The sequence below is a fragment of the Metaclostridioides mangenotii genome, from assembly GCF_017873185.1.
In the GTDB taxonomy this organism is placed as follows: domain Bacteria; phylum Bacillota; class Clostridia; order Peptostreptococcales; family Peptostreptococcaceae; genus Metaclostridioides; species Metaclostridioides mangenotii.
Map to the genome: position 1 here is coordinate 52,430 of NZ_JAGGJX010000005.1, position 13,546 is coordinate 65,975.

A 13,546-nucleotide genomic window follows, 5' to 3' on the forward strand; every position below is an offset into this window, starting at 1 on the left:
CTCCTATTTATGAATTTTATTTTATATCCCAATCCACTATATTTGAAAATATCCCAACACCATGATGCCCGAGTACTTTATCAGTATTTAGACCCTCAATATTATCTTTACCCACATAAACAGCATTAATATAAGCTATAAATGTATACGGAATATCTTTTGTCATTTCACTCTGAAAATCCTTGTAAAGTTTTGTCTTATCATCATTATCCGCAGTTTCCCTTGCACTTTGAAGAAGTCTATCTACATTTTCATTCGAATAACCACTTAAATTTGAACCTTTATCAGTTCCAAAAACTTTGTATGTATGATCATCTGGATCAAACGGACTTCCCCATCCAATTATAGTTGAGTCTTGATTTTCCCAATCAAGATTAGTTGTTATAGTCGCTTTCGCATTTACACCGATTTCTCTTAATTGTTGTGCACAGACTTTAGCCATATCTACTCTGACTTCATCGTCTTCACTAGCCGTAATTTCAAATTCCAAATCTATTCCATCTTTTTCATACACCTCATCTTCGCCCATTTTCCATCCGAGTTTTTCAATTTCATCTTTAGCTTTTTCTTTATCGTATTTAAATTTTTCTATTTCTGGATTGTTGTATTCTCCAAGTTGAAGTGGTGAATACGCAGATTCCCCATAACCTAAAAGCACACTTTTTACTATTGATTCTCTATCTATTGCATAACTAAGAGCATTCGGCAGACCCTTTGCTATGTTCATACTGAAAAATCCTGCATTGTGATTATAAAGTATTCCCCTATAATCTGCAGTCTTCATAATATCGATTTTAAACCCTTTTTCATCTTTAAATATAGTTATATCTTTTGGAGCAACTTGAGCTAAATCAATTTCGTTTGCCTTTAATTGAATAGTCTTTGCTTTGTCATCTGGAACTATTTTAAATACTACTTTATCTAACTTAGGAATTTTTTCAAAGTAGTCTCCATTTTTTGATAGTGTAATACTTTGCCCTTTGTCCCAATTCATTAATTTAAACGGGCCAGTACCAATTGGATTTTGATTAAATTTATCTGTTATTATATCTTTGCCATCAAGGATATGTTTTGGAAGTACTCCAACTGATAGATAATCTAAAATTGCAGTATTTGGAGCTTTTAGTGTAAGCTTTATTTCGTCGTCGCCAATTACTTCAATTTTTGTTATATCTTCATAATTTGATGCTATCTCAGATGAATTTTTAGGATCCATTATTGTATCAATTGTAAACTTCACGTCATTAGCTGTAAATTTTTCTCCATCATGCCATTTTACATCATTTCTAAGTTTAAAAGTATATGTATTGTCAGACTCGTTATAATCCCATTTTTCTGCTAAACAAGGAACTATTTTATTATCTTTATCATGCGCAGTAAGTCCATTGAAAATAAGAGAATTTATTTCTCCATGTTCGTAAAGTGCTGGATTTATATTCGTGTAGTCATTACTCCCATAAATTAATACCTTTTCATTTTTTTCTGAAGAACTATTCTTACTTCCTGTAGAATTATTAGTACATCCAACTACAAGTAAAAAAGCCATTATAAGTACTAAAATTTTCAATTTCTTCATGTTTAACCCTCCCATACGTTTTTATTTTTGAATAAATTTTCTATAAATTTTTCTATAAATTTCCTAGCTTTTTATTTAAATTTTCTCTAATAAAATTTCCTAGGTTTGTTATTGAAACTAATGTCAAAACAATAAAAAATCCCGGTATAATAACTATCCACCATGAATTTGATAAAAGCGCTCCTTCAGACATAGATAACATACTCCCCCAAGATGCAATTTCCACAGGAAGACCTAACCCCAAGAAGCTTAGTGTAGACTCCATAACAATTGCACTTCCAATATTGCTTACTATTATAAACATTATAGAAGGTATAAAGTTTGGAATAAGATGCGTTTTTAATATATGTAGGAAACTTCCTCCCATAAGCCTCGATATCACTACAAATTCACTGTTTTTTATCTGATTTATTTCAACTCTTACAATCTTAGCTATACTCATCCAACTACTAATACCTATAGCAACACAAATAGTAAATGTATTATTTTTACCAAGTATTCCCTGTACAAAAATCACCAAAAGTATTGTGGGAATGCTAAGCGTAATTTCACAAAATCTCATTAGTAAAGCGTCAATACTCTTACTAGCAAGTCCACTTATACTTCCATAAATCACTCCAATAACTGTTGATATAATTGTAGATGTAAATCCTATAAATATCGATGCACGTCCGCCGTACCATATCAAGTTAAAAATATCTCTTCCTAAAGAATCCGTCCCAAAATAAAATATATTATTTGGATGCATATTTATACTATTTAAATCCATATATCCATGGTTTCCACCTTTTATGAAGGGTATAAAAATACAACCTAATATTATCGCCACTATTATCAATATAGAAAATACAGGAAGCCCCTTATTTTCTTTAAAGAAGTGATTCAATATTATCACCCCTATCAAAATTTAATCTTGGATCTATTTTTCCATTAACAAATTCGGCAATATCATTTAATACCACAACAACAATTCCTGTAATTAGACATAACACTAGCAACATATTGTAATCGTGGTATTTAGCACTTTCAAAGCACAGAGTTCCAAGTCCCGGATAAGAGAATATTTTTTCAACAACATATGTGCCCGCAATTATATGTGGAGCTGACACAGCTATCATGCTTATATAAGACGGTAAAATATTTCTTAGGCAATGTTTGTATACAATATCTCTATGATTCAAACCTTTTGTCCTATATAAAAGTACATAATCTTTTCTTATTTCTTCTACCAATTTATTTCTTACCATATAGGCGTAGTACCATAGATGGCTTAATACTAAAACTGATATAGGCAATACTAGATGGATGATTCTATCAAATAAGTTTTTATCCCCTCCGATTGAATATGCTCCACTTGTCGGAAGCAGGTTTAGATTTATACTAAATACAAGTATTAGAATAAGAGACATCCAAAATGATGGAATACTGTTTAACACAGTTCCTACTCTAATTATAAGTTTATCTGCAAAGCTATTTTCTCTTAGTGCACAAAATATCCCTAATATAAGCGAAATTACAAATGTAAGTATATAACTTATTCCACCTAATACTAATGTATTTATATAAACTTCTTTTATTACATCAACTGTATTTCTCTTGTACTTTAGTGAAATCCCAAAGTCTCCTTTAGCTGCTTTTATAATCCACACCTTATACTGAATATATATAGGTTTGTCTAATCCTAGTCTACTAACTGCTTTCATTTTTTCTTGAGTCGTCATTCTGTTTACACTGTCACCGTAGTATGAAACTAGTGGATCACCTGGAGCCAGTCTAGAAATATAAAATACTATTATAGATAATACAAATAAAAACGCTACTGATTTTAATACCTTTTTCAAAATTTTACCCACCAGTTTTTCACCTACCTTTTTCAAAAAATAAAACACCTCAGCAAAGTGTTTACTTTATGTAGTATATGAATATTAAATTATTACACTTTTAATTCCTATTAATCCAATTACAACTAAATTTTATCATTTCATGAATTCAATGTAAACGAAATCAAGTAAATACTTATTTTCCTTACTTTATTGATATGTATATCGGTATGTCGTAGGATTTGCTATATCAATCCTAATGACATTAAAGATCAATCAAGTAATTTTAGTAAAAACAATAATATTAATAAAAAATATGATAAAAGACAGTTGTCATTTATTTATTACTGTCTTATCTCTATACTTATTGCGAAATAAAGTTTTTTAAAAATAATGGTGAAATAAGAAGGAATTTAATTTTTTTTATCGAATATTATATAATTAACGTCTATTTTTATGCAAGGAGGTATTAAATGTTACAAGAAGGATTTTATTGGCTTATACTAACAATAATATCAGCAATAATTGAGTGGTCAGTACTAAAGTTAATGCTAAAAGAATCATGTAAACTTAAAGCAAGTAAAATAATTTCAAATTTGATTTTAATAGTACCAATTGTGATAGTTACGTTGATGATAACTATTGAGCTTAATATATTTTTAAAATTATTTATTTGTATGTTATTAACTTTTATAATAGCTAAGATTAATTATAAAACAACTGTATTAAAAGCAATATTTATCAGTTTGTCTTATTGGACATTGATAGTATTCATTGATGTAATAAGTTCTAGTATTGTTGTCTCATTTAACCAAATTTCAAATTTGGATCCGCTATTAGATGAGAATATGTTTAGATTGCAAGAGATTATTATAGCTAAGTCGATATTAATATTACTAATACCTATTATAAAAAGTACAAAATTAAAAAGAGAAATAACAAAACGAGAATATATTTATTTAATTATTCCTATGATAGCAAACATTGCTTCAATTTTAGTTTGTATTAGATTTACTTTTGAAGTAAAACCATCGGATAATACAAAGTTCATATTAATTTCTATAATCTCTGTTTTATTTTTACTATCTAATGTTTCGTTAATTTTTATTATTACTAGAGTAATAAATATAAACCAGATAAGATTTAAAAATAGATTAATTAATGAAAAAGTTGGAATGCAATCAAAACATTATCAAAATTTATTTAAAAAGTCTAGCTTTTATAATTTACAAACAGAGTTTGAAACACAAAATAATTTCCTAGATTTAATATTAACTGAGAAAAAATCTATCTGTTATGTAAATAATATAAAGTTGATAGTAAACCTTGATTTTACAAAATGTGATTTTTTTGAACTATCTGATATATGTAACGTATTCTCTAATATGATAGATTTTTTAATTGAAAAATGTGAAGATATGAAAGGTAAAAATTTGCCTAAAACAATCAAACTATCAGGAAAGGAAATTAATAATTTTTATATAATAAAATGCGAATGCTCAAAAACACTTGAAGTAATAAATAAAAATTCTACTAAAGAATCAAATATACTAGTAAGTGAAGAGTTGCTAAATGATCTAATAATAAACAGTATAAAAAAATCTGTTGATAAATATAGCGGAGAACTAGTAATAGAATCGATTAATGAAAATTATAGCATTACTATTCTCTTACCTTTAGCTAATAGAAAAGTACAAGAGTAATAAAAAAAATACACATTAAACTCGGGAGCGTTAAATATGGTCAAAGCATGTGCTGACAAAATAACTTCATATTTGATTAAAAAAGAAACAATTGAAAATGAAGAATTTGAAATTTATTCATATGGGTTTGAAACATTAATAGCTTTTATAGTTAATATAGTAGCTATATTAATTGTAGGATATATTTTAGATAGGTTCATTGAAACACTTATTTTTTTATGCTTTTATTGTCCGATAAGACAATTTTCTGGCGGGTTTCATGCAGAGAACTATAGAAGATGTCTATTAGTTTTTATAACCCTGTATTTATCTAACATATTTATTTTAAATAAAATTTTACATAATGATAGAACTGTATTTATGATAGTAATAACAATAATAAGTTATATTGGGGTAATTTATTTATCTCCTCAAGAGCATAGAAACAATCCTTTAAGTAACGAAGAAAGAAAACTTTACAGAAAAATAGTTATACGTATAAGCAGTTTTCTTATAGTTTTATCATTTCTAGGTATTAATTATACAGTTACATATGAATATGCAATGTATGCTGCATCTGTAATTGTATGTATTTTTATAATGTTAATATTAGGTATAATAAAGAAGGGGGTAAGAAAATTATGAAAAAAAGTAAAAGCTCAGCATTACTGGAGAAAGTGGGATCACTAGCAATTAGTACAATGAAGTTATCAGCAAACTCGACATCTGGATTTATATCACACCAACCTAAACTACCTAAAGATGTACAGAAATTTAAAAAGAAATAAGGTTTAGGTTTATCAATAAATCAGAAGAGCTTTTATAAAATAGCTCTTCTGATTTATTATCTACATTCAAATGCTGAAATTTATATATTCTTCAATTTGATTTATTCTATCTATATCTAAAAATCTTAGTTGTTTTAAGTATATATCTTTCCACTCTTCATCTGTGTATTTAATATCCATCAACACTTTTAACATATCTACCTCACCATTTCTAAGTGCATCATAGAAGACTATGGTTCCTAAAACAGATAACTCAACATCCCCTAATTGGCTAAATAAAAACTCGATTTCATCTTCAAATAGACAGTTTGATTCCAGTATATCTACAAAGTCTTTGATTGAATTTACATTTGTATTGATTAAATTTATTTTATCTACTTTGTTATTACACACTAGAATTTTATTGTACAATTCTCTAAATGCTGTATCATCCATTCTATTATCCTCGCTTATTACAAGGGTATCATGCTTTATTTCTGTAACCTCTTCAACAACTAACATATTTTTTATTAATCCATTTTTGGCTGCTGTTAAAATCTGCTCTGAAAATTTCTTTTTAAATTTATATAAATAGTTTATTATTTTTTTATCTTCTATGTTAAGTTTCTCAATTATAATTTGAAATGCACTGTCCACTTTGCTATTTATTATTTCTTCGGCTTGTTCTTTTTCATTTAAACTACGAAAAACCGATTCTAAATAATTAAACTCGTACTGAGATATTTTTAAACTTCCTACCTCTTTGCCTAAAAAAGTGTTAAAAATCATGTTTCCAATTGCTATTTCAAAAATATTTATGAGAATAACCCTGTAGTCTATTTTATAGTTTCTACCGTATTCGTTTAAAAGATCTTGAAGTTCATTTTGTGAAAGAAGACTACAAAACTTATTCTCCTCATATATACACTCTAAGTAATTTTTCACATAAACTATACCTTCAACATTCATATCATCTTCTATTGCCAAGGGGTAGTCTATTGACGCCATTGTATTATTAGCTGAAATCTCTATATCGTACTTTTCTAAAAACGGAGTAAATCCTTCGTATACTGTATCTTTGTATGCAATATTCTCAAATGTCAATAAAAAATCATCTTCCACAATATCTGTATACAGCTTCTTACAATATTCGAAATCTACTCTAAGTCTTTCAAGTCCTTCTTCATAAATTTCAATAAATCTTTTATTAGAAATCTTATTTGCTATCTCTTCTATAGTTTCAAACATTATACTATATGTATCTACTGCATACCAAATAGAATTCATAATTTCTTCAGCTATTTCAACTTTAATTGAACTGCTTTGACCATTTGTATATTTTAAAATCAATTTTTTTAATATATTTGCTACCTCTGATTGCACTCGATACAGATCATCTTGGCTTATCAGATCCATTTGAAATGATTTGTTTAATACGTCTATAGTAAATTTACTTTTTCCGTATGTTGTTTTATCAGTCCATGTTCCATATATTTTCTGAAGTTCCATATAAACACCTCTATCCTTCTAAACTGAATTTAAAGTTCTTTGAATACTCTTCAACTTCCGACTGAATATTTCTGATTGTTCCACAAAATTTTTCATACATATCGCTTAATAAGTCTATAGCATCATCATCGCTTATTAGATCTAATGTTTCATTTTTTAAATAGTAAAACAAATCTTGAATATCAACTACTGCTTCAAGGTAGTCTTCTCGATTTGTATACTGTGATTTGTAAATAAACTCTACTATCTTTTTTGTAATATCAATACCAAGGTCTATTCTTCCCATATGTTTTAAAGAAGCATCTCGCCATTCTACTATAACCTCTACATCTTCTCTCGATAACATTAAGCCATACTCAAATGACTCATTATTTGACTGTAATAGATCATTTTGCAGCGCTACGTTTAAACCATTATTCATAATGTCAATTACACTTAAGGAAGACATATTTCCACCTCTTTCTAATCTTTTTTTATTTCATCTTGACATTCATTTCGATATGTGTTATGATATAATTGTATTAATATAATTTTTTATCATTTTTTGTCATAACTTTTATTTTAATACTTTTTTTAATTTTTGTCAATACATTTAATTATAATTTAAATAATTCTCTAAAATAATAATAAAGGGGATCTACACGCAAATTAACTAATTGCATGTGGATCCCCTTTTCAAAATTTTTCACTTAATAAGTTTATTTATTTCTAAACTTTTTATTAATTTAATCAATTCCAAGATTTCTACTTTTTAGATCTATTTGCTTCTAAACTTTTTCTTTTACGACTATTATTTACATTAGCACAATTTCTACATGATGGAGAACAGTACAATGACTTTGCATTTGTAGGAATATATATTTTACCGCAGTACTTACATTTATTTAAATGTGAAGTGTCTCCTGTTATTGCAAAAGCGTATATCATTTCTATAGTATTTTTTAAAGAATCAAACTCCCAAGCAATATTTGCCTTATCAAGATAAGAAATTGTAAATCCTATCTTCTGCGGATTAAATCCTCCAGATATAATTGTTACTGCATCAGTTAAGTGGTTTGACGAATTTCTAAATACTAGTACTTGTCTGAAGTGCCTTGCAATATCTTTTGCAAAGCTCAGTATCCAATCGTATCTCTCTGCATAAAATTTTGAGAATACAACATCTAAAATAAGTGGTCTCTTTCCAAAAAACTTAGGAGAATCTTCTCTTTTCTTTACGTCTACTCCGCGCTTAAATTTCCTAAAGTACAGATCTTCATCTTCAATAAACGGTATAAACTTATTTATATATTCAGTAGCGTCTAATAGACTTTCCTTAGTTATATAATTTTTTTCTACCATTAATACTTTGTCTTCATCTACTATATTTCTATTGTAAACACTAGAATAAACTAATCCTAAAAGTCCGTATTTTTCACAAAATTCAAGTATCATTTGCTTTAAATTATTTTCTTTTTCTTCTGTTTTTTCCCCTAAAATAGCGTATTCTCCTATTTGTAGTATATCGACTACTATGACGTCGGCGACATCAAAAGGATTAAAAAGTTCAAATGTTGCTTCTTCTGTAGGTACTATATATAATTCTCCAGTTTCATTTTCTCTATATTCATAATCACTGTATCTGATCCATTCACTTGCAAAATTACCTACAAGTCCTAATTTTTTACTCATTATAATTACCTCCAAACTTTAGTAATATCTTTTTTAATTATACTATTACATTTTTATAATTGCAAGAGTTTATATTAATTGCTTATCAAATATTATTTTTATTAATTCTACATGCTTTTACTTCACTGTTTTCTTCCTGATTTTTTAATTAAATTTACAATCACTCAGAAGCTTTATATAAAAAATACCCGCAATATTTAAATTTATTATTGCAGGTATTATGTAATAGTTAATTTTTTTATATTATTAAGCCATCCAATATCTTTTCTATTCTAACAGCCAAAGCATCCCATGTTTTGTCCCTCATAGAAAACTCGTCCTTTTTATCGCGATGTGATATCAAATCTATTCTACTCGATATACATTTAGCTAGCCTCTTTTCAAAATCTAAAACCTCATCTTTTTTTGGAATTCCTTGGCCTACCATAGCTGGAAGCTCTACGTAATCTATTTTTTTAGTATTGTTAATAGTATCTCCCAACCATTCTTTAACACCAAATATATTCGTCAAAATCACATCGTCACCACATGCTAATGCTTCAAGAACTACTATCGGCAATCCCTCATAAAACGACGGAAGTATAAACAACTGCGATCTATTAAATAACTCTGCTAAATCATATTGATTCAATTTACCAACAAAATTTACTTTGTATTTACATTTTATTGCCATATCAAGTATTTCATTGTATGTCTTTGCATCGCTTCCTATACCAGCAAAGTTTATCTCTATGAAGTCCTCCGGGTAATTTAACAAATCCAATGAATTTATTAGAGACTTTAATCCCTTTGACTCACAAATTTTTCCCGCGTAACTTATATTTATCTTTTCATTATGTGTAAGGAAATTTTTGTCGTAAAATATCTTATCGTTATATCCACTACCAATGACAATCACTTTATTTTCATCTACAGAAAAGGTATTAATTATATCACTTTTCTGCTCATCGTGAAGTGCGAAAATTAAATCTAATCCTCTTATTCCCTCTAAAATCATCTCTCTCTCAAAATCTATTGTTTTAAACTGTCTAAGACAAGTTCCATGACATATTGACACTACTTTTATATCTTTAATTAAACTCCTCACAAATGAAGTAAGCAAATACAAATGATGGCAAATCACAATATCCGGTTTTAATCTTTCTATCGCTATATCAATATTTTTCTTAAATTCACTCTTTACAGTCTCTACTTGAAGCCTATCTAAATCCCTATATCTAGTGCTTTTATACGGCATTGAATCGCTCATGCCTACTACCGAGAAGTTAAGAGGATATCTGTTAAAAATAACGGGATAGAAATCAATATTTTCATCAAAACAATTCTTATTATCATCAACATCAATCCCAGCGATAACAGCTTGTTTATATCCCATTTTTTCAAATTCATTTACTATTCCAGACAAGTATACACCGCTACCTGTACTATTTGGTTTTTGTGTTATTATATGGAGAATGTTCAAAATAATACCTCCATTCTTATTCAAAAATCTCCATGTTTACCTTTATTCTCTATCTAAATTAAAGTAAACACAAGATGAGTCGTCTTTAATCTTAAACCTTGGTATTTTCATAGCATTTGAATCCTCTTCTTCAAATTTTCTGATTAGGCTGTATATGTGTTCTATACCATATTTTTCTGCGACTTCTAAAATTTCTTCTTCTCGAATAATACCATACCTTTCACAAGCACATGTAAATCCATCACTTGCCAACATAAAAGATGAGTTTTCTTTTATATCTAAGTAACCATGTAGCGAGTTTGGAATAGCGTCTTTATCAAAATCAAGTATCCAATATCCACCCTCTGTATTCTTTTTAAGCCTGTTAGAAATTATTATATCCTGAACTCTATCCCTAACTTCTTTAAATGGCTTATTGCTAGTTTTAACTATATCTATCATTTTATCATATACCAGATTATCAAATTCACATACTGTATTATCTTTTATTATACTATTTTCACCATTCCTCATAAATAGAGAACAGTCACCTAACATTAGATACTCTATTTTATCTTCGTGAAATTTAACTATTGCAATTGAACTTGATGGTAAATCTAGTTTGTCTACTGTAGCTCCACTTAGCCTATTTTTGTATTCAATATTTATTTCTTCAATGCCCTTTTCTATAATACGCTTTAGAGTAGTACTATTGGATATATTTTTGTATAAAAATTCATTCCACCATTGTACATACCATCTTGCATCGCTATTTTCAGAAACTAAATTCCTTCCATTTAATCCTGTCGCACCATCTAAAACCCAAGCTCCAGACGGTGTTATCCCTACTACATCTTCATTGTATTCAGAGGATCCTTGATTACAAAATAAGCAATAGTTCTTAATTATTAACCCCATAGAGCCCTCCTATAGTTGTATATTAAAAGAGTTTTATCTATTTATTTATACACATATTCATATAAAAATATATTTTACCTGCTAATTTAAAATTATATTGTATTAAGCTTTAATTATCAAGAATAAAAGGTATTTATAAAAACAGTAGGGATACCATTAGTTATTAGATAACTTTTGATATCCCTACTCATTAATTGCTATTTTATTCATCGTACATCCCATTTAAGACTCTACTCACTGTCGCCTTACTCCAATTGGTTACATGTGAAATTTCTCTATAGCTCATTCCATTTTGTCTTAAATCTTTAATCACATCTATATCCGAATCTTTTATCTGCTTTTCTTTAGGCTTAAGATAGTTTCTATGATCTTTAAATTTCTCGATTTCAGACCTTAACGTATCTATTTCCTCTTGTTTAGTTTTTAATTTCTCTTCATATAATTCCTTCATCTGATTAAAGTCTTTAATATAATCTTGTTTCCAATCCTTCTTTTCTTTAGTTTTAAAAATAGCCATTTTAACCTCCTCATTTCGTTTCTTACGTTATGTATCAATCATAGACAATAACTTCTATTGAGGAGCTTTAAAACCTTCTAAATAACTATATAAATATATAGTTAAATTCTTTTATATTCTTACAAGTTGATTGAATTTTTACCAACATCTCTTATAAGGATTGTCATAAATTACACTTCTATAACTTATTAAAGTGAATTTTTTCAAATTTTAGATCCGAATCTTCATATCTTTTTCTTACTTCACCGGGGTATCCTACAGATATAATACACTCTACCCTGTATTTTTCAGGTATATCCTTTGAATTTTTAGATGTAGGAGCCAAGATACATACATTTTACTGTATAGTCTAAGTATTCCTTCTTAGAAAAACTAATATTATCATTTTCGAAATTTTCAGCCTGCATAGAGAATGACTCCCAAATCTCTTCCATATTCTCTTGCATCACTATTGTATTTAAATTTAAAGCCTTAATTTTTTAACGCTCATAGTATCCTCTCCTATTATCATTAATTTATCTAAAGCAAAATAGAGCGCCTTCTGGCTGATAACATATCACCTAAAAGACGCTCCTAATAAACTCTAAGCAATTTAATCTACTCGTCACAATACCTTACAATGGCTTTTTGGGATGATAAATCAAAACACTTATAAATACTTACATACTTCGTCTGTGAACGCAGTAGTAGAAGCACTACCGCCTAAATCCACAGTTAAATTTTCACCTTTTAAAAATACTTGCTCTAATGCACTCTCAATTTTTGAAGCCTTCTCCTGCTCTCCTAAATGTCTAAGCATCATTACAGCTGATTGTATTATTGCAGTTGGATTAGCTTTATTTTGTCCAGCTATTTGAGGAGCACTTCCATGAACTGCTTCAAATATAGCTACATCTTTACCTATATTTGCACTTGGTATTATTCCAAGCCCTCCAACAAGCCCTGCTCCTAAATCAGAAAGTATATCTCCATAAAGGTTCGGCATTACCATAACATCGTACTTTTCAGGATTTAAAACCAAGTTCATAGCTGCTGCATCGACTATTAAATCATCAAAATCTATACCGTGTTTCTCTGAAACTTCTCTAGATACTTCTAGAAACAGTCCATCTGATAATTTCATTATGTTGGCTTTGTGTATAGCCGTAAGTTTTTTTCTGTTGTTTTCTTTGACATAGTTACAAGCAAAGTCAACAATTCTCTCACATGCAGGTCTAGTGATCAGTTTTATACTTTCTGCTCCGTAGTCACCTATTTTATGCTCTATTCCTGCATAAAGATCTTCTGTATTTTCTCTTACAACAACTAAATCTACATCTTCATATCTCGATTTAATCCCTTTAAAACTCTTAATTGGTCTTAAATTCACATACAAATCTAAAGCTTGTCTCAGCGTAACATTTACACTTCTAAAGCCCTTACCTATAGGTGTAGTTATCGGACCTTTAATAGCTATTTTATTCTTTTTAATGCTGTCTATTACATAATCGGGAAGCGGAGTACCGTATTCTTCCATAACTGCTTCTCCTGTTTCAACTCTTTCCCACTCTATATCTACTCCAGCAGCTTTTACTACTTTTACCATAGCATCTGAAACTTCTGGCCCTATTCCATCTCCAGGAATTAAAGTAACTTTGTACATCTC

14 protein-coding genes are annotated in these 13,546 nt (G+C 28.7%); 3 read left to right on the plus strand and 11 right to left on the minus strand.

Annotated elements, in window-relative coordinates:
* Positions 1-16: 16 nt before the first annotated feature.
* From J2Z43_RS10970 to J2Z43_RS10980, 3 genes are read right to left on the minus strand one after another with little or no spacing between them, the layout of a single operon-like run.
* The gene (locus J2Z43_RS10970) at positions 17-1,576 is read right to left on the minus strand and encodes an ABC transporter substrate-binding protein (protein ID WP_209457245.1); all 1,560 of its coding nucleotides are present in this window, start codon (positions 1,574-1,576) and stop codon (positions 17-19) included.
* Positions 1,577-1,628: 52 nt separating this feature from the next.
* Positions 1,629-2,462: an ABC transporter permease gene (locus J2Z43_RS10975; RefSeq protein ID WP_234926369.1), complete on the minus strand. Its 834-nt coding sequence runs from the start codon at positions 2,460-2,462 to the stop codon at positions 1,629-1,631.
* Positions 2,446-3,432, minus strand: a complete 987-nt coding sequence (locus tag J2Z43_RS10980) for an ABC transporter permease (protein ID WP_209457349.1) — start codon at positions 3,430-3,432, stop codon at positions 2,446-2,448. Before J2Z43_RS10980 ends, J2Z43_RS10975 begins: the two co-directional genes overlap by 17 nt.
* A gap of 437 nt (positions 3,433-3,869) precedes the next feature.
* Between J2Z43_RS10980 and J2Z43_RS10985 the strand changes: the two genes are divergently transcribed.
* From J2Z43_RS10985 to J2Z43_RS10995, 3 genes are read left to right on the plus strand one after another with little or no spacing between them, the layout of a single operon-like run.
* A complete protein-coding gene (locus tag J2Z43_RS10985) occupies positions 3,870-5,099 on the plus strand; it encodes a GHKL domain-containing protein (protein ID WP_209457246.1) in 1,230 nt (409 codons plus the stop codon).
* Positions 5,100-5,135: 36 nt separating this feature from the next.
* Entirely contained in the window at positions 5,136-5,723 is a 588-nt protein-coding gene (locus tag J2Z43_RS10990; RefSeq protein ID WP_209457247.1) for an accessory gene regulator ArgB-like protein, read from the plus strand.
* Complete coding sequence (locus tag J2Z43_RS10995; RefSeq protein WP_185748289.1) at positions 5,720-5,866, plus strand: AgrD family cyclic lactone autoinducer peptide; 147 nt, start codon at positions 5,720-5,722, stop codon at positions 5,864-5,866. The genes J2Z43_RS10990 and J2Z43_RS10995 overlap by 4 nt, the downstream gene beginning before the upstream one ends.
* Before the next feature lie 66 nt (positions 5,867-5,932).
* On the opposite strand, the gene J2Z43_RS11000 is transcribed toward J2Z43_RS10995, so the two are convergent.
* From J2Z43_RS11000 to J2Z43_RS11035, 8 genes are all read right to left on the minus strand, one after another.
* Positions 5,933-7,354, minus strand: coding sequence for a DUF6179 domain-containing protein (locus tag J2Z43_RS11000; RefSeq protein WP_209457248.1), 1,422 nt, complete (start codon positions 7,352-7,354; stop codon positions 5,933-5,935).
* Positions 7,355-7,364: 10 nt separating this feature from the next.
* Positions 7,365-7,802, minus strand: coding sequence for a DUF6323 family protein (locus J2Z43_RS11005; RefSeq protein WP_209457249.1), 438 nt, complete (start codon positions 7,800-7,802; stop codon positions 7,365-7,367).
* Positions 7,803-8,098: 296 nt separating this feature from the next.
* The gene (locus tag J2Z43_RS11010; protein WP_209457250.1) at positions 8,099-9,025 is read right to left on the minus strand and encodes a CGNR zinc finger domain-containing protein; all 927 of its coding nucleotides are present in this window, start codon (positions 9,023-9,025) and stop codon (positions 8,099-8,101) included.
* A gap of 238 nt (positions 9,026-9,263) precedes the next feature.
* Entirely contained in the window at positions 9,264-10,487 is a 1,224-nt protein-coding gene (locus J2Z43_RS11015; protein WP_209457251.1) for a glycosyltransferase family 4 protein, read from the minus strand.
* A gap of 42 nt (positions 10,488-10,529) precedes the next feature.
* Positions 10,530-11,384, minus strand: coding sequence for a hypothetical protein (locus tag J2Z43_RS11020; RefSeq protein ID WP_209457252.1), 855 nt, complete (start codon positions 11,382-11,384; stop codon positions 10,530-10,532).
* A 202-nt stretch (positions 11,385-11,586) separates the two neighbouring features.
* The gene (locus J2Z43_RS11025) at positions 11,587-11,901 is read right to left on the minus strand and encodes a helix-turn-helix domain-containing protein (protein WP_209457253.1); all 315 of its coding nucleotides are present in this window, start codon (positions 11,899-11,901) and stop codon (positions 11,587-11,589) included.
* Positions 11,902-12,079: 178 nt separating this feature from the next.
* Entirely contained in the window at positions 12,080-12,226 is a 147-nt protein-coding gene (locus tag J2Z43_RS11030; protein WP_209457254.1) for a hypothetical protein, read from the minus strand.
* Positions 12,227-12,550: 324 nt separating this feature from the next.
* Positions 12,551-13,543 carry an isocitrate/isopropylmalate dehydrogenase family protein gene (locus J2Z43_RS11035; RefSeq protein ID WP_209457255.1) on the minus strand — a complete coding sequence of 331 codons (993 nt, stop codon included), beginning with the start codon at positions 13,541-13,543 and terminating at the stop codon, positions 12,551-12,553.
* Between the last annotated feature and the right edge of the window lie 3 nt (positions 13,544-13,546).